At 63.8% G+C, this 18,055-nt stretch carries 12 protein-coding genes; 8 read left to right on the forward strand and 4 right to left on the reverse strand.

Translation table 11 applies throughout. The annotated features are described in order from the left end of the window. The first annotated feature begins 37 nt into the window (after positions 1 to 37). From DM813_RS21660 to DM813_RS21695, 8 genes are all read left to right on the forward strand, one after another. Positions 38 to 1,342 (forward strand): MFS transporter, encoded by a 1,305-nt coding sequence (locus tag DM813_RS21660; protein ID WP_128325448.1) that lies wholly within the window; start codon positions 38 to 40, stop codon positions 1,340 to 1,342. Positions 1,343 to 1,376: 34 nt separating this feature from the next. Beyond that, complete coding sequence (gene hisD, locus DM813_RS21665; protein ID WP_128325449.1) at positions 1,377 to 2,663, forward strand: histidinol dehydrogenase; 1,287 nt, start codon at positions 1,377 to 1,379, stop codon at positions 2,661 to 2,663. Between the two features lie 4 nt (positions 2,664 to 2,667). Further along, positions 2,668 to 3,114, forward strand: a complete 447-nt coding sequence (locus DM813_RS21670; protein ID WP_128325450.1) for an acyl-CoA thioesterase — start codon at positions 2,668 to 2,670, stop codon at positions 3,112 to 3,114. Positions 3,115 to 3,197: 83 nt separating this feature from the next. After that, positions 3,198 to 4,787 (forward strand): arylsulfatase, encoded by a 1,590-nt coding sequence (locus tag DM813_RS21675; RefSeq protein WP_128325451.1) that lies wholly within the window; start codon positions 3,198 to 3,200, stop codon positions 4,785 to 4,787. 129 nt (positions 4,788 to 4,916) lie between these two features. Next, positions 4,917 to 6,713: an acyl-CoA dehydrogenase gene (locus tag DM813_RS21680; protein ID WP_128325452.1), complete on the forward strand. Its 1,797-nt coding sequence runs from the start codon at positions 4,917 to 4,919 to the stop codon at positions 6,711 to 6,713. A gap of 133 nt (positions 6,714 to 6,846) precedes the next feature. Beyond that, positions 6,847 to 8,649 carry an acyl-CoA dehydrogenase gene (locus tag DM813_RS21685; protein WP_128325803.1) on the forward strand — a complete coding sequence of 601 codons (1,803 nt, stop codon included), beginning with the start codon at positions 6,847 to 6,849 and terminating at the stop codon, positions 8,647 to 8,649. A gap of 34 nt (positions 8,650 to 8,683) precedes the next feature. Beyond that, complete coding sequence (locus DM813_RS21690) at positions 8,684 to 10,795, forward strand: 3-hydroxyacyl-CoA dehydrogenase NAD-binding domain-containing protein (protein WP_128325453.1); 2,112 nt, start codon at positions 8,684 to 8,686, stop codon at positions 10,793 to 10,795. Between the two features lie 60 nt (positions 10,796 to 10,855). Continuing rightward, positions 10,856 to 11,644 carry an SDR family NAD(P)-dependent oxidoreductase gene (locus tag DM813_RS21695; RefSeq protein WP_128325454.1) on the forward strand — a complete coding sequence of 263 codons (789 nt, stop codon included), beginning with the start codon at positions 10,856 to 10,858 and terminating at the stop codon, positions 11,642 to 11,644. A gap of 53 nt (positions 11,645 to 11,697) precedes the next feature. On the opposite strand, the gene DM813_RS21700 is transcribed toward DM813_RS21695, so the two are convergent. The 4 genes from DM813_RS21700 to DM813_RS21715 form a co-directional block, all read right to left on the reverse strand. Further along, positions 11,698 to 13,161, reverse strand: a complete 1,464-nt coding sequence (locus DM813_RS21700; protein WP_128325455.1) for a DUF1254 domain-containing protein — start codon at positions 13,159 to 13,161, stop codon at positions 11,698 to 11,700. 116 nt (positions 13,162 to 13,277) lie between these two features. Continuing rightward, on the reverse strand, positions 13,278 to 15,674 hold the full coding sequence (locus DM813_RS21705; RefSeq protein WP_128325456.1) for an efflux RND transporter permease subunit: 2,397 nt from the start codon (positions 15,672 to 15,674) through the stop codon (positions 13,278 to 13,280). Positions 15,675 to 15,677: 3 nt separating this feature from the next. Continuing rightward, complete coding sequence (locus DM813_RS21710; protein WP_128325457.1) at positions 15,678 to 16,628, reverse strand: YCF48-related protein; 951 nt, start codon at positions 16,626 to 16,628, stop codon at positions 15,678 to 15,680. Between the two features lie 71 nt (positions 16,629 to 16,699). Beyond that, positions 16,700 to 18,052 carry a DUF1329 domain-containing protein gene (locus DM813_RS21715; protein WP_128325458.1) on the reverse strand — a complete coding sequence of 451 codons (1,353 nt, stop codon included), beginning with the start codon at positions 18,050 to 18,052 and terminating at the stop codon, positions 16,700 to 16,702. Between the last annotated feature and the right edge of the window lie 3 nt (positions 18,053 to 18,055).

Here is an 18,055-nt window from a genome sequence, read left to right on the forward strand (position 1 = left end):
CCAAGCCAATAACAACAAAAACCAACAGGAGACAGGCATGACCCTCACCGAGACTCCGGAAGACCGCAGGCTGTATCGAAAAATCAGCTGGCGCATCATGCCGCTGCTGATGGCCGCCTATGTCGTGGCCTTTCTTGACCGTATCAACGTCGGTTATGCGCAGTTGCAAATGAAAGAGACGTTGGCATTCAGCGACGCTGTGTATGCGCTGGGCGCGGGGATCTTCTTCATCGGTTATCTGCTGTTCGAGGTACCCAGCAATCTGATGCTGGAAAAGATCGGTGTGCGCAAGACCCTGCTGCGCATCATGGTCTGCTGGGGCGTGGTCGCCATGGCAATGATGTTCGTACAGACGCCTACTCAGTTCTACGTCCTGCGTTTTCTGCTTGGCGCCTTCGAGGCCGGCTTTGCGCCCGGGGCACTGCTCTACCTGACATTCTGGTACCCGCCTGCGCGGCGCGCGGGAATGATCGCGGTGTTTCTGCTCGGGGCCATTCTTGCCAGCCTGATTGCCGGCCCGTTATCGGGTGCGATCATGAAATTCCTCGACGGTTTCAATGGATGGCACGGTTGGCAGTGGCTGTTTCTGGTACAAGGGCTGCCCGCCCCCCTTCTCGGTCTGGTGGCCTGGCGCGTGCTTGTCGACAGCCCTGAGCAGGCCACATGGCTGAGTGCGGAAGAAAAAGCCCGCCTGCGCCAGCAACTGGATGCCGAGCAACGTTCGGCGCTCAAGGCCCGCCACGGCTCAGTGCGCGATCTTTTCGGGGATACGAAGTTCTGGGCGCTGTCGGTGGTGTACATCCTCATGGTGGCCGGCACCTACGCTATGGCCTTCTGGACACCTACCCTGATTCGCGGTTGGGGGGTCTCCGACCTCCTGGACATCGGTATCTACGCCACCTTGCCGCAGCTGTGCGCGATAGCCGGGGTGCTGTTGCTCAGCCGCAGCTCAGACCGTCACCGCGAGCGCCGCTGGCATTTCTCCAGCGGCGCGCTGGTGGCCGTCTGCGGCCTGGCAATCATGGTGCTGGCCCAAGGACAACTGGGTGCTTCGCTGCTTGGCCTGTGCCTGGCCATGCTGGGCATCGCTTCGGTTCCCCCGGTGTTCTTCGCCCTGGTCTCGGAATACCTGCCGCGCCCTTCGGTCGCCGTTGGCATCGCCCTGGTCAGCAGTATCGGCAATCTGGGGGGCGCGGTCATTCCTTCGCTCACCAGTGCCCTCAATACCGCCAGCGGCGGGACCACCTACAGCCTGTACCTGGTGATGAGCCTGTACCTGCTCGCCAGCGTCATTGTGCTGCGGGTCGCCCGACCGCCGGTTCCGGCCTACCAATCCGCCTGAGGCGGCCATTTCTCACATTCAAAGGAGACTTACCGTGATCCAACACCTCAAGCAGGGTCAACCGCCTCACACCAAAGCCAGCAACCAGGCCCAGGTTCGCGCCACTGTCGAAACCATCCTTGCCGACATCGAGCAGCGCGGCGATGTTGCGGTTCGCGAGTATTCGGAAAAGTTCGACAACTGGACACCGCAGTCCATGCGCCTGAGCCAGGCGCAGATCGATGCCTGCATCGCCAGCCTGCCACGCCAAACCCTCGACGACATCCACTTTGCCCAGGCGCAGATCCGCCGTTTCGCCCAGGTACAGAAAGACTCGATGCACGACGTTGAAGTCGAGACCCTGCCCGGTGTGGTGCTCGGTCACCGCAATATCCCGGTCAACTCGGTGGGTTGCTACATCCCTGGCGGCAAGTACCCGCTGATCGCCAGTGCACACATGAGCGTGCTCACCGCCAAGGTCGCCGGGGTAAAACGTGTGATTGCCTGCGCGCCGCCGTTCGAAGGCCGTCCCTGCCCGGAAATCGTTGCTGCCATGCACCTGGCCGGTGCCGACGAGATCTATTGCCTTGGCGGCGTGCAGGCAGTAGCGGCGATGGCCCTGGGCACCCAGAGCATTGCCGCGGTCGACATGATCGTCGGGCCGGGCAACGCCTATGTTGCCGAAGCCAAGCGCCAGCTCTATGGCCGCGTCGGCATCGACCTGTTTGCCGGCCCCACCGAAACCATGGTGATCTGTGACGATACGGTGGACGCCGAACTGGTGGCCGTCGACCTGCTCGGCCAGGCCGAGCACGGCCCCACCTCCCCGGCCTATTGCGTAACCACCAGCAAAACCATCGCCGAGCAGCTGCCCGCTGCCATCGAGCAGGTGCTCGCACGCCTGGACACCGCGCCGATCGCCAGCGTCGCCTGGCGTGACTTCGGTGAAATCTACCTGTGCGACACCGACGAAGAAGCCCTGGAGGTCGCTGAGCGCCTGTGCTCCGAACATGTGCAGGTGATGACCCGCGACCCGGACTGGTACCACGCGCGCATGACCCGCTACGGCGCGCTGTTCCTCGGCCACCGCACCAATGTCAGCTACGGCGACAAGGTCATCGGCACCAACCACACCCTGCCGACCATGGGCGCCGGCCGCTACACCGGTGGCCTGTGGGTGGGCAAGTTCATCAAGACCCACACCTACCAGCGCGTGCTGACTGACGCCGCCAGCGTGATGATCGGTCAGTACTGTTCACGGCTGTGCAGCTATGAGCATATGTCCGGGCACAAAGAGCAGGCGGATATCCGTGTGCGTCGCCTGCAACACCAGGAGGCCTGAAGCCATGAGCAAACCTGTACCGCAAGAACGCAATGCCTATCCGTACCTGCGCGAGATCACCACGCGCTGGATGGACAACGACGTCTACGGCCACGTCAACAACGTCATCTACTACAGCTGGTTCGACACCGTGGTCAACGGCTGGCTGCTGGACCGACAGCTGCTGGACTTCGAAAGCTGCCCGACCATCGGCCTGGTGGTCGACACCCACTGCAGCTATTTCTCGTCGATCGCCTTCCCTGACCTGGTGCGCGCCGGCCTTCGCGTTGCACACATCGGTACGTCCAGTGTGCGCTATGAGGTGGGGCTGTTCGCCAACGACAGCACCACCGCATCGGCCCAAGGCTACTTCGTGCATGTGTACGTCGACCGTATCAGCCGCAGGCCCGTGCCGCTGCCGCCGGCCTTGCGCGATGCACTGGAGACACTCCAGACAGTGTCACCGACCTGATACATACGCCCTGCCCCCGAGCCCCGGGCGCTTCATGCGTCCAGGGCCGGTTGCCCTGCATAACAATAAAAAGGAGACGGATGATGATCGAACGCCTGAAACGGGCCATGGCCCTCGCCTGCCTGGTGTTTCTCGCCCCCCTTAGCCATGCCCAGACCGCCAGGCCCAATATCCTTGTGATCTGGGGCGACGACATCGGCTGGCAGAATGTCAGCGCCTACGGCATGGGCACCATGGGTTACAGCACGCCGAACATCGACAGCATCGGCATGCAGGGCATCCGCTTTACCGACCACTATGCGCAACCCTCCTGCACTGCAGGCCGGGCTGCGTTCATCACCGGTCAGTACCCGATCCGCTCCGGCATGACCACTGTCGGCCAGCCGGGCGACAAACTCGGCCTGCAAGCCGCTTCGCCAAGCCTTGCCGAGGTGCTCAAAAGCGCCGGCTACAGCACCGGGCAGTTCGGCAAGAACCACCTCGGTGACAACAACCCCAACTTGCCGACGGTGCACGGTTTCGACGAGTTTTTCGGCAACCTGTACCACCTCAACACCGAAGAGCAGCAGGAATACACCGACTACCAGAACTACGCCAAGGACTACCCCGGCGGCCCGCAGGCCTTTGCGAAGAAATTCCAGACCCGCGGCGTGTTGCACACTTACGCGACTGACAAGGACGACACCACGGTCGACCCGCGCTTCGGCCCGGTCGGCAAGCAGACGATTGAAGACACCGGCCCGCTGACGATGAAGCGCATGGAAGACTTCGACGGCGCCGAAGTGATCCCCATGGCCCTGGACTTCATGCGCAAGGCGCACCAGCAGGACAAACCCTTCTTTGTCTGGCTCAACACCAGCCGCATGCACCTCTATACCCACCTCAACGAGCAATGGCGCCACGCCGCCGCGCAATACACCCACGAAGGCGATACCCAGGGCAGCGGCATGCTCCAGCATGACCATGACATCGGCCAGGTGCTGGCCTTCCTCAAGGACCAGGGACTGGATGACAACACCATCGTCTGGTACTCCACCGACAACGGTCCGGAGCACTCGTCGTGGCCGCATGGCGCCACCACGCCGTTTCGAGGCGAGAAAATGACCACTTACGAAGGCGGCGTGCGCGTGCCCTCGATGCTGCGCTGGCCCGGTGTGATCAAGCCGGGGCAGATCCTCAACGGTATCCAGGCGCACCAGGACATGTTCACCGCCCTGGCGGCCGCCGCCGGCGTGCCGGACGTTGCCGAGCGGATGAAAGCAGAAAAGAAACAGTACATCGACGGCATCAACAACCTCGACTACTGGACCGGCAAATCGCCTGCGAGCAAACGCACCAGCATCCTCTACTACATCGAAAGCAAGTTGACCGCCGTGCGCATGGGCCCCTGGAAACTGCACTTCTCGACCAAGGAAGACTACTACGCGCAACTGGTGCCACGCTTTGCACCGCTGATGTTCAACCTGCGCAGCGACCCGTTCGAGAGCTACGACAGCAAGGATTCCTATGGCCAACTGATCCAGAAGTCCTCGTGGATTTCGGCGCCGATGGGCGAACTGATCGGCGCCCACCTCAAGACCCTGGCCGAGTACCCACCCGTGCAGCCGGCCAAGTCGTTCGACCGCTCCAACCTGGTGCAGGACTTTTTGCAGCAGCAGAAGAAAGCCCAGTAACGCGGCCCACCCGACCGGGGTGGGCGTCCGGGCGTGTGCAATCTGTTGAACTCTTGCTCACAGCGTTCCCAGACCAACACCCTTCAGGAGTTTTCATGAGCCACAACAACATCGGGCCAGGATCCAGCCATGAGTGAATACCACGCGCCGCTGCGCGACATGCAGTTCGTGCTCAACGAGTTGGGCCACTTTGATCAGGTCAGGTCACTGCCTGGCTGCACGCACCTGGACGCCGACCTGGTCGACGCCATTCTCGGTGAAGCCGGCAAGTTCGCCCACGGTGTCCTGTCGCCGCTGAACATCCCGGGCGACCGCGAGGGTGCGCGCTGGTGCGACGGCGAAGTGACCACCAGCCCGGGCTGGCGCGAGGCTTACCAGCGTTTTATCGACGGCGGCTGGAATGCGCTGTCCTGCGACCCGGAGTTCGACGGCCAGGGCCTGCCACGGGTGGTCTCGGCACTGGTGGAAGAGATGTGGAACGGCGCCAACCTGGCGTTCGGCCTGTGCCCGATGCTCACCCGCGGTGCCATCGAGGCCATCGAGCTGCGCGGTTCGGCCTATCTCAAAGAAACCTACCTGGCGAAGATGATCAGCGGTCAATGGACCGGCACCATGAACCTCACCGAACCCCAGGCAGGTTCGGACCTGGCCGCGGTGCGCACCCGTGCGGAGCCGGTGGGTGACGGCACTTTCCGTATCAAGGGCCAGAAGATCTTCATCACCTATGGCGAGCATGACCTCACCGAAAACATCGTCCACCTGGTACTGGCCCGCACGCCGGGCGCACCTGCCGGGGTAAAAGGCATCTCGCTGTTCGTCGTGCCGAAGTTCCTGGTGCAGGCCGATGGCAGCCTCGGTACGCGCAACGATGTGCGCTGCGCGTCCATCGAGCACAAGCTGGGCATCCATGGCAGCCCGACGGCGGTGCTGGCCTTTGGTGACCGCGAAGGCGCCGTGGGCTGGTTGGTGGGTGAAGAGAATCGCGGGCTGGAATACATGTTCATCATGATGAACGCCGCCCGTTTCAGCGTCGGCGTTGAAGGCGTGGGGCTGAGCGAGCGCGCCTACCAACGGGCACGCAGCTATGCCCGCGAGCGTATCCAGGGCAGCGAGATCGGCGCAGCAGACCGCAGTAATGTAGCCATCATCCGCCACCCCGATGTGCGGCGCATGCTGCTGTCGATGAAAGCGCGCACCGAGGCCATGCGTGCCCTGGCCTGTGAAGTGGCGGCGGCCATGGACTGTGCCGAGCGCCACCCGGACCCGGCGCAGCGTCAGGCATCACAAGCGCTGGTCGATCTGATGATCCCGGTGGTCAAGGGCTGGAGCACGGAGAACGCCGTGGACATTGCCTCGCTGGGCATCCAGATCCATGGCGGCATGGGCTTTATCGAAGAAACCGGGGCGGCCCAACACCTGCGCGATGCGCGCATCACCACCCTGTACGAAGGCACCACGGGTATCCAGGCCGCGGACCTGATCGGTCGCAAGATTGCCCGTGACGGCGGCGCGGCCATCGGCCAGTTGACCAGGCATATCCACCGGGTGATGGAAGAACTGGCCTGGACCGACGATCCGCAACTGCAGACCAACGCCAGCGCGCTGGCCCAGGCGCTGGTAGCGCTGAACGCCAGCGTCGAATTCATCGTCAGCCAGTTCGCCACGCAACCGGCCCGAGTGGCAGCGGGTGCCGTGCCGTTCCTCGAGTTGCTCGGCATCGTTGCCGGAGGCTGGCAAATGGCCCGCTCGGCACTGGTTGCCCAGCGCCAGCTCAAGGCCGGCAGCAGCGACCAGGACTTCTATCGCGGCAAGTTGCTTACGGCCAGATTCTACGCCGACCAGCTGTTGCCGCAGGTAGAAAGCCTGTCGCGCGTCGTGGTTCAAGGCGCCGATGCCGTGCTGCAAATGGACGACCGGCAGTTCTGACCACCGGGCACGTCCGTCGTGCCTTCTGGCCCCACCCCTAAGGGGTGGCGCGCCAGGCCCGGCAATGGACTCTACTACTGCCGATCACAATCCGCTGGCCACCCGTGCGCCAGACCCTGTGCGAGAGACCACCATGACCGATGCCCTGCTCAATGAACGCGAACTGAGCTTCCAGCTCTATGAACTGCTCGACACCGAAGCGCTGCTGCAACGTCCGCGCTATGCCGAGCACGACCGCGCCGTCTTCGATGCCACCCTGGAAACCGCCCGTGGCATCGCCGCCGAATATTTTGCCCCGCACAACCACAAAGGCGATGCCCAGGAGCCGACCTTCGACGGTGAAAAGGTCAACCTGATCCCCGAGACCAAAGCCGCCTGGGATGCCTTTGCACAAGCCGGCTTCCTCGCCGCGCACCATGATGCCGAGGACGGTGGCCTGCAACTGCCGGAAGTCATCCTGCGTGCCAGCATGGCCTACTTCAATGCCGCCAACATCGCCACGGTGGCCTACTCGTTCCTGACCATCGGCGCCGCCAACCTGGTCAAGAGTTTTGCCAGCGACGCCCTGCGCGAACGCTTTCTACCGCCGATGCTCGATGGCCGTTTCAGCGGCACCATGGCCCTGACCGAGCCCGGCCAGGGCTCGGCCCTGGGCGACCTGCGCACCCTCGCCCGCCCGGCTGACGATGGCAGCTACCGCTTGTTCGGGCAGAAGATGTTCATTTCCGGTGGCGACCATGAACTGACCGACAACATCGTGCACATGGTGCTGGCCCGTATCGAAGGCGCACCTGCCGGTACCCGTGGCATCTCGCTGTTTCTGGTGCCCAAGTTCCTGACTGACAGCGACGGTCGCCGCAGCGCACGCAACGACGTCGCCCTGGCCGGCCTGCTGCACAAGCTCGGCTACCGCAACACCACTTCGACGGTGCTGAACTTCGGTGAGCAGCAAGGCGCTGTCGGCTACCTGGTGGGAGAGGCCAACAAGGGCCTTTCGTACATGTTCCAGATGATGAACGAGGCGCGCATCGGCGTGGCCCTGGGCGCCTCGTCGTTGGCCTACCAGAGTTTCATTCACGCCCTGGACTATGCCCGCGAACGCCCTCAGGGCCGCTTGCCTGGCGCCAAGGACCCGTTGTCGGCGCAAGTGCGCATCGTCGAACACGCCGATGTGCGGCGCATGTTGCTGCAACAGAAAACCTACGCCGAAGGCAGCCTTGCGCTGTGCCTGTATGCCAGCAGCCTCTACGAAGACGCCCATACCGCGCCAGAGCAGCAGGCCCGTACCGATGCCGGCGAACTGCTTGACCTGTTGATCCCGATGGTCAAGTCCTACCCCTCGAAATACGGAGTGATCGCCTCGGACATCGGCGTGCAGGTGCTGGGCGGCTCCGGCTATATCCGCGAATACCCGCTGGAGCAGTATTACCGGGACAACCGCCTGAACCCCATCCATGAGGGTACCGAAGGTATTCACGGCCTGGACCTGCTCGGGCGCAAGCTGCAGCAGAACGGTGGTTCCGGTTACCGTCTGTTCTGCGAGCAGGTGCGCCGCACGCTCAGCCAGGCCGGGCGCGACGACCGCTGCGCCGCCCTGGGCTATCTGCTCGGTGGCGCGCTGGACCGCTTGCAGGATGTCACTGAAAGCCTGCTGGCCCAGGTGGCCGCCGATGCCAACCGCGGCCTGTCCAACGCCACGCCGTACCTGGACCTGTTCGGCCGCGTACTGGTGGGCTGGCTGTGGCTGCGCATGGCACTGGTCGCCAGCCGCGCCCTGAGCAACGGCGCGGCCAACAGCGAGGCCGACTTCTACAACGGCAAGCTGCACGCGGCGCGCTACTACATGGATTGGGAGCTGGCCGGCATCGACGCCCAGGCGCGCCTGCTCGCCAGCGCCAACCGCGCCAGCGCCGACATGCAGGACCAATGGTTCTGAGACCCTCATCATCAGTGCTCTACAAGGAGTCACCATGCATTCCCTGATCACCTATCAGGTGGACGACAGCCTGGCCCTGATTGGCCTCGCCCGCCCACCGGTCAATGCCCTCGGCCAGCCGCTCCGCGCCGCCCTGCTTGAAGCCTGCGAACTCGCCAATGGCGACCCTTCGGTACGTGCCATCGTCATCCATGGCGCCAACGGCCTGTTCTGCGCCGGTGCCGACATCACCGAGTTCGGCAGCCCGGCGTCGTTTGCCGCACCCGACCTGCCCGGCCTGCTGCTACGCCTGACGCGCCTGGACAAGCCGGTGATCGCCGCCATCGGCAAACTGGCGCTGGGCGGTGGCCTGGAACTGGCACTCGCCTGTGGCTACCGCATCGGTGAGACGAACACCCGCGTCGGCCTGCCGGAAATCAACCTCGGTTTGCTCCCTGGTGCCGGCGGCACCCAGCGCCTGCCACGGCTGATCGGTGTGGCCGCTGCCCTGGACATGATGATCAGCGGCGCCCAGGTTGCGGCAGATCGCGCCCTGGCGCTGGGCATTCTCGACCGTCTCGCGGCCAGCCCCGAGCAGTTGCTGGCCAGCGCCTGCGACTATGCCCGCGAGTTGATTGCCAGCGCAGCCCCGGTGCGCCCAGCCGAGCCTTTTGCCGAACCTGCCAAAGACCTGGAAGCCGACTTTTTCGAGCGCTACTGCGTAGAGCAGGAGCCGCGCTGGAAAACCCGCCTGGCGCCACGCCTGGTGTTCTCGGCGGTACAGGCCGCCTGCCTGCTGCCACTGGAGCAAGGCCTGGCCCGCGAGCTGGCGCTGTTCAAGCAGGCGGAAGCCTCGCGCCAGTCCGAAGCCTTGCGCCATGTATTCTTCGCCGAACGTGAAGCCGGCAAGGTGCCCGGTATCGAAGCCAGCACCGCGCTGCGCCCGATCGCCAAGGTCGCCGTCATCGGTGCCGGCACCATGGGTGGCGGTATTGCCATGAACTTTGCCAATGCCGGTATCCCGGTAACCCTGCTGGAGCGCCAGGGCGATGCCCTTGACCGTGGCCTGGTGCACATCCGCCAGACCTACGCCATCAGCGTCAAACGCGGCAAATTGACTGATACCCAGCTGGAACAGCGCATGGCGCTGCTCAGCGGCACCCTCGACTATGCCGACCTGGCCGATGCCGATCTGGTGATCGAAGCGGTGTTCGAGCAGCTGGCGATCAAGCAGGACGTGTTCCGCCAGCTTGACCGGGTGTGCAAGCCGGGCGCGATCCTCGCCACCAACACCTCATCGCTGGATGTCGACCAGATCGCCGCTGTTACCGCGCGCCCGCAGGATGTCATCGGCCTGCACTTCTTCAGCCCGGCCAACGTCATGCGCCTGCTGGAAGTGGTCAACGCCCGGGAAACGGCGCCTGAGGTGTTGGCGACCACACTGAAGATGGGCCGCACCATCGGCAAGATCCCGGTGGTCTCCGGTGTGTGCTTCGGTTTTATCGGCAACCGCATGCTCGAACCCTATGCCCGCGAAGCGCACCGCCTGGTGCTCGAAGGCGCGACTCCGGCACAGGTCGACGACGTGCTCACCGGCCTCGACCTGAACATGGGCGTGTTCACCATGCTCGACCTGGCGGGCGTCGACGTGAACTTCCTCGTACGTGACGCCAACCGCGCCGCCATCGCCCACGATGACAGCTACTGCCGTCTCGGTGACGAGCTGTACAGCCTGGGCCGTTACGGGCAGAAGACCGGCCGCGGCTTCTATCAGTACGAAGGGCGTCAGCGCCATAACGACTATGAAGTCGTTGCCCTGGCCGAGCGCCTGGCCGGCGAGTTGCACATTCCGCGTCGCCCGGTAGACGACAAGGAAATCCACGACCGCTGCCTGTTCATGCTGATCAACGAAGGCATCCAGCTGCTTGATGAAGGCATTGCCCTGCGCGCCAGCGACATCGACCTGGTGTGGATCAACGGCTACGGGTTCCCGGCCCACCTGGGCGGCCCGATGCACTATGCCGAGCAGATTGGCCTGGACCGGGTACTGGCCGGCATCCGCTACTTCCGCCAGACCCTCGGTGACTACGGCCAGATGTGGTTCACCCCGGCGCCGCTGCTCGAGCGCCTGGTGGCCGCGGGCAAGACCACTGTCGAACGTATCTGACGAACCCGGCCTGCAGCGCCCTACAGCGCTGCGGGCCCACTGGACACCAGGAGCAGAACCATGAACACGGCTTCACTTCCTACTTCGCTGTTTTCCCTGAGCGGCCATACCGTGCTGGTCACCGGCGCCTCCAGCGGTATCGGCGCGCACCTGGCCCGCGTGGCCGGCCGCGCCGGTGCCCGGGTGGTGCTGGCAGCACGGCGCGTCGAGCGCCTGCATGATCTGGCCGCAGTCATCCGCAAGGACGGTGGCGAGGCACTGCCGGTGGCGATGGATGTTACCGACCGCGCCAGCGTCGAAGCCGCCTTCGACAGCGCCGAGGCTGCCTTCGGTACGGTCGACGTGGTGCTCAACAATGCCGGCGTGGGCGACAGCCAGCGCGTGCTGGAGCTCAGCGAAGAAGACTGGCGCCACATGATCTCGACCAACCTCGATGGCGTCTGGCGTGTGGCCCAGTGCGCGGCACAACGCCTGGCGCGCGACGAGCGTGGCGGCAGCATCGTCAATATCGCCTCGATGCTCGGCCTGCGCGTGGGCACCGGCTACAGCCATTACTGCGCGGCCAAGGCCGGCGTCGTGCAACTGACCAAATCGCTGGCGCTGGAACTGGCCCGCCACGACATCCGGGTCAATGCCATTGCACCGGGCTACTTCATTACCGAAATGACCGACGGCTATTTCGACAGCGAAAAAGGCCAGGCCTACATCCGCGCGGCCGTCCCGATGCGTCGCCTGGGCAAGCTGGATGAACTTGACGGGCCCTTCCTGTTGCTGGCCAGCGAGGCCGGCGCCTACATGTCCGGCTCGGTGCTCTCGGTCGATGGCGGGCAGTTGGTGGGCAGCCTGTAACCGATACCGGGGCGGCCGCACTGGCCGCCCCGGTATCGCTACGCTTCAGCGCATCAGTTCACCCGTTTGACCGTCGGCGGCAACCACTGGCCGCTGAGGACTTCAGGTTTGGGCCAGTAGGTGCGGATGGTCAGTTCGAAATCGCTGCCGGGGGCTGGCAGCCAGTTGTCCTGCTTGTCCTTGCCAGGGTTGTCATGCTGGACGTACAGGGTCAGCGAACCATCGTCGTTGTAGCGCAGGTGCTTGCTGTTCTTGGTGCCCAGCGAATAGCGGTTCAGGGCGTTGGGTGCGAAGAAATGCAGGGGATCGTACAGGGTCAGCGACCAGAAGCCGTCCACCGGTGGTGTCTGGCCTTTGGCGAAGGTCACCGTGTAGCGGTTTGCGCCATTGAGGCGCCCGCCCTTGTCGTCCACCTCGGCAAAAAAGTAGCGGGTTTCCTCCGGCTGGTTGGTGTACATGTTGGATTTTGCCGTGGCCGTACGCGTCAGGTAGTCATTGCCCCAGCGCGCGACATTGGTCGGGGTGTTCCAGCCGCCAGGCAGGCGTGAGCCATTGGTGCGGAAGGAAAACAGCGGGGCCACCACCTGCGCCTCGGCATCCACCGCCGCCTGGACGATGGCCTTTTTCACCGCCGGGTCCTGGGCAGCCGCCTCCAGCAAGGCCCTGATCATCGCATAGCGACTTTCCTCACCGGCCAGCGGCGGCACCTTGGCGATCACCTGCGGCAACTGGTCGAAGAATTTTTCCGGGTCGACCCAACGGGTCTCGCTGGACGACTTTTGTGCGGCAGGGAAATGCGGGGTTTTGCTCCAGTCCTTGGTGACCGCTTTACCGTTGTACTGGCTCAGCGGGTAGACCACTACCTGGTTGAGGGTCGCCTTGATCGCGTCGCGGTCCTGCTGGCTGTCATCCATGAACACCCGAGGGCCAATAGCGACCAGCTCGGTGGGTGCCTTGATCACCCCGGCAATGCCGTCCGGTACCGTGCCCTTCCAGTTCGGGCCGACGACCAGGTAATTACCCGGTTGCGTACCGTACTGTTTGCCCAATGTGGAGAACTCTTCACTGCGGGCGTCGTACAGCGCGTACACCCAGTAGCGATCGCCGAAATCCGGCACTTGCAGCACTACCGGGTCATCGTCGGTGGCACCGTAGCCGAAGCCGTAGACCACATCCTGATTGGGATGCGCCACCCAGCGCTGTTGCGGCGAGATGTAGTCACTGAGCATGCTGATGTAACCGGTCGGCGCCGCGGGCAGAAAACCGCCCATCAGTCCCGGCTCCGGGGCAGCGGAAAACGCGGTGCGGCGATTGAAAGCGTTGACCAGCGGCCAGCCCCACAGGTAAGTGTCCTGGGCAATTACCCGGGCACTGGACGGCGTGATCACGGTGCCTGCCGGAACGCCAGCCACCTCATTGGCGGGTTTGCTCGCGGAATAACTGGCAGCTTGCACGCCTCCGGCGGTCGCCGCCCCCAGTGCCAGCACCAGCAATGAACGGCAGAATAGTGTGCTCATCGGTATCAAACTCCATGTGTAGTGATCGAGGGCTGCAGAAAAAAAGACCTGGCCCCAGGAAAGGGCCAGGTTGCTCGGCAAAGACTCCGACAAGGTCGATGATCGGTAGCCGATGGTCAGTGCCGCGCGGTTGCCTTGGGCGAACGCAGCAACCACGCCGCCAGCGCCGGCAGCAGCAGGATGGCGCCGAGCAGATTGACCAGGAACATGAAGGCCAGGAGGATGCCCATGTCGGCCTGGAACTTCAGTGAGGAGAAGGCCCAGGTGGCGATCGACAGGGTCATCGTCACTGCGGTGAACACCGATGCCGTACCGCGCTGCTTGAGCGCCTCGACGAAGGCGTCGCGCAGGCTTGAACCGCGTTCATCCATCTCGTGCTTGATCCGCTCGAACAGGTAGATGCCGTAGTCCACCCCTACCCCGACGCCCAGGGCGACGACAGGCAGCGTATTGACCTTCACGCCGATGCCCAGCAGGGCCATCAGGGCGTTGCACAACACCGTGACCAGAGCCAGGGGCAGAATCACGCAGAGGGTGATGCGCAGCGAACGGAACATCCACAGGCACAGCAACGTGACCGAGGCAAACAGTGCACTGTTCACCAGCTTGTCGCCGGCATGCACCACTTCGTTGGTGGCCGCCATCACGCCGACGTTGCCGGAGGCCAGTTCAAAGCTGACCTGATCATTGTCGTAGGCGGCCTTGAACGCCTTGATCTTGTCCATCAGCGTGGTGATGGTGTCCGCCTGGTGGTCGCGGGTGTAAATCGACACCGGGATCGCGTTGCAGGCGCTGTTCATGTACTCGGTGCCCACCCGGGTGGCAAAGCCGACGCCCTGGGCAATCTGTGCCGTGGGTTCGGGCAGCACGCGCCACTTGAGGTCGGTCTCGGCATAGGCCTGGGTGATATTGCCGACAAAACTGGCCAGGCTGCGCACCGACGACACGCCTTCGTCCTGGCGCAGGAACAGCTCCAGTTCGCCAATCGGATCGAGCACCTCACGTTTTACGCAAGGTGTCTCTTCATTACTCTTGGCCCGTGCGATGACCTGCAGCAGATCGACACCAATGGCGAAGTCGCGGGTGATCACCGCCACATCCTGGTTATAGCGTGAGTCGGCGCGCAGTTCGGGTACACCCGCTCCGGTGTCGCCCACATGCAGGTGCCGGGCCTGAAGCAGACCGACGACCAGCAGCACACCGGCAACCCCCAGCACGCCCAGGGCACCACGGCGGGTCGCCAGCACCCCCAGGCGCTCCCAGAGGCCGGCGCCCAGGGTTTCCTTGCCGCGCAGCTTTTGCGCATCGGCCGCACTCAAGCGCATGAACGACAGCAGAATCGGCAACAGCATCTTGTTGGTGACGATCATCACCGACACACCCAAAGTCGCGGTGATGGCGAGCTCGCGGACCATCTCGATGTCCACCAGGGCGATCACCACAAAGCCCAGGGCATTGGCCAGCAACGCAACCGCGCCGGGGATGAACAGCTTCTGGAAGCAGTTGCGCGAGGCGGTTACGCCATCGGCACCGTTGAGGGTTTCAAGCTTCCAGGCGTTGGTCATCTGCACCGCATGGGACACGCCGATCGAGAAGATCAGGAACGGCACCAGAATCGACATCGGGTCCAGGGTCAGCTTCACCAGCGGCAACAGGCCGAGCAACCAGATGACCGGCACCACCGCACAGATCAGCGCCCAGCCGGTGAGCATCAGCGAGCCCGAGTACCAGAACAGCAGCACCGCGGTGATGACAAAAGCGATGATGAAAAACACCAGTACACCGGATGCACCTTCAGCGATGTCGCCAATGGATTTGGCAAAACCGATGATATGGATGCTGATGTCGGCGTTCTGGTTGTCCTGACGGATCTGCTCCAGCTTGCGCGCCACGTCCTGCAGGTCCAGGCGCTGGCCGGTGAGCGGATCGGTTTCCTGCAGGTTGGCCACGACCATGGCTGAAGACAGGTCGCTGGAGACGATCCGCCCGACCCAGTCGGATTTCAGCGTGCGCTCGCGCACCTGGGCGATCTGCTCGGGCGTGCCGGCGTAGCTGGAGTCCACCAGGTTGCCACCGGTAAAGCCGTCCTCAACCACCTCGGTGTAGCGCACATTGGAGGTGAACAGCGACGTCACCGAACTGCGCTCCACGCCACTGATGAAGAACACTTCGTCAGACACCTTGCGCAGTGCCGCCATGGCTTCGGGGGTGAACACCTCGCCCTTGTTGTTTTTCACCGCCACCAACACTTTGTTGGCGCCGCCAAAGTCCTTCTGATACTGCAAGAAGGTTTTCATGTACTCATGGTGCAGCGGGATCATCTTGAAGAACCCCGCCTCCACTTTCAGCTGACTGGCGCTGTAGCCCAGCCCCAGGGTAATCAGGATGAACAACGCCAGCAGCGGTTTGCGCTGGTGGAAAATCCAGTACGACACCCGGCCCACCAGGCCACGGGAAAAATCTTTGCGCGCCAGGTGGTCGTCCTTGTTCAGCAGTTTCTCTTGCATGCTCATGAATCAGTCCTGCCCTGTTGTTGCAAGCGAAGGGAGCGACATCACCCCGTGATCGCCGACCGCCAGCAACTGGCTGTCACCGCGCTCGATGGCCCGCGCCAGGCTGGCGTGCGTCGAAGGCAAGGCAGAGAAGTGCCGACCCTGGTCGTCGCTGGCGAGCATCACGCCACTGTTGCCCAGCAACAGAACGCGGCCTGAACGCAGCTGTATTGCCCCGTTGAAGGCAAACGTGGTGTGGGTGTCGCGCTGTTCCCAGGTCTGTCCGCCATCGGCCGAGTACCAGAGGTTGCCGCGCATGCCGTAGATCAGCAGGCCCCCGTCCTGCAGTTGCAGCGCACCGAACAGGCTCCCGGCATAGGGGCTTTCCAGTGCCTGCCAGGTCTCGCCACGGTCGGCGGAGCTGGCCAGGGTGCCGCTTTCGCCGACCATCAGCCAGCGGCCATCGGCCAGGACAATGATCTGCGCGATATGGCGGTCGAAGTCCTCGTCCAGCACGCTGTGGCGCTGCCAGGTCACGCCGTTGTCCGTCGACAACAGGTACAGGCCAAAGGCCCCCCAGGCGGCCATGCGCCCGTCGGTCAGCGCCGCTACCCCCAACAGCGCATCGTCGTTGGTATCGGCTTCGACCGCTTGCCAGTGGCGCCCACCGTCTGTGGTGCGCAACAGCGTACCGCCGTGGCCGACCGCGACGCCCTGGTTGGCATCGACAAACGCCACACCGGTCAGGGTGCGGGTCGAGGGCGTACGGATGCTTTGCCATTGATCGCCCTGCTTGTCGGCACGCAGGACCACCCCGCGCTCACCGACGGCCACCAGGCTGTCGCCGGGCGCGGTAACATTGAGCAGCAACACCTGCTGCGGTCGAATCGGGTAGTCCAGCGCCGGCGGCTCGGCCTGGACGTGCGTGGCGAGCAGGCACAGGCCTGCAAGCGCCGGGAGATGGCGTAGCAACATGAAGATGACTCCAGCGATCAGATGGACCACCTGCGGTGGTCCATTGCGCAATCAGCGAAGGGGTTGGCGGGTCACTTGCCCATGCGCCGCAGGGCGTCAGGCTGGAAGTCGACAAACCGGCCCTTGGTACCAAAGGTCCACGGCTGCCCCTCTTCGTTGCCAAGGCCTGCGAGGTAGTAGCTGCCGTTGCTCAGGTCATGCCAGATGTTGGCGCGGTACCATGGCACCTGGGCATCGTAGAACTGCACCATCGGGTGCACACCGATACGCCACAAGGTGCCGCGGGTGTCGTAGGCGTCGGTGGCCAGCACGGTCCAGGAGTCTTCGTCGAGGAACATCACGCGTTTGCCATACACGTGCTTGGCGTCTTTGCGCAGCGTCCCTTCGACCACCCAGACGCGGTGCAACTCGTAACGCATGAAATCCGCATTGGGCGTGTTGGCCGTCAGCACGTCCTTGTAAGGGGTTTCCTTCGCGCCAAGTTTGTAGGCGTTGTAGGGCACGTACATTTCCTGCTTGCCGACCAGCTTCCAGTCAAAGCGGTCCGGCGCGCCGTTGTAGCCGTCGAAGTCATCGGTGACGCGCAGGCCTTCGGTGCCGTCGTTGACGTTGTCGTAGGCCAGGTCAGGCGCACGGCGCACGCGGCGCTGGCCGACGTTGTAGATCCATGCCGAACGCACTTCCTTGACCTGGTCGATCGGCTCGTGCACCAGTTGCACCGTACCGGCCAGGGTCGCTGGCGAAATGAAGCGTGCCGAGTAGTTGAGCAGGCGGTTCTCCGACTGCTTGTCCATGTTGGTGTCGAACACCCGGTTTTCCTGGATGCGCACGGTGTAGTAGTCACCGCTGCTGCGCACCGGGAACGATGCGTAGGTACGTTGCAGACCACCGCCCAGATAACGCAGGTTGTGGTTCCAGACCGCTTCCAGGCCGTTGCCCGGGATCGGGAACGGCGTGGTGGTGCCATTCAGGTTGCTGACCCCGAAGCCGTTGAGCTGGGCATTGACTGCCTCCTGGCGAACCTTCTGGGCCACGGCGTCCGGCACGGTCGCGGTACGGTGCGTCGGGTACACCGGCATCTTGAAGTTGGGGTACTTGGCCAACAGCGCCTGCATGCCCGGGGTGACCTTGTCCTTGTACTGGGCAAGGTTCGCTGCGGTGATGGTGAACAACGGCTTTTCGCTGGCGAACGGATCGACATAGCCCTGCGCTGGCGTCCAGCCGGCCGGCGCCTGTTTCAGGCCACCGCTGTACGCGGGGATCGAGCCATCGGCATTGCCGGCCATCTCGCCGCCCAGCGGCGTGAGGTCCTTGCCCAGGCGGGCAGCCTGGTCGGCGGTGATTTGTGCCTGCGCCATGCCGCTCAAGGCAAGCAAGGTGACAGTCAGGCCGGCAACGTGTGCGGCACGGAGGGGCGTTTTCATCGA

This window comes from Pseudomonas alkylphenolica (assembly GCF_004025535.1).
In the GTDB taxonomy this organism is placed as follows: domain Bacteria; phylum Pseudomonadota; class Gammaproteobacteria; order Pseudomonadales; family Pseudomonadaceae; genus Aquipseudomonas; species Aquipseudomonas alkylphenolica_A.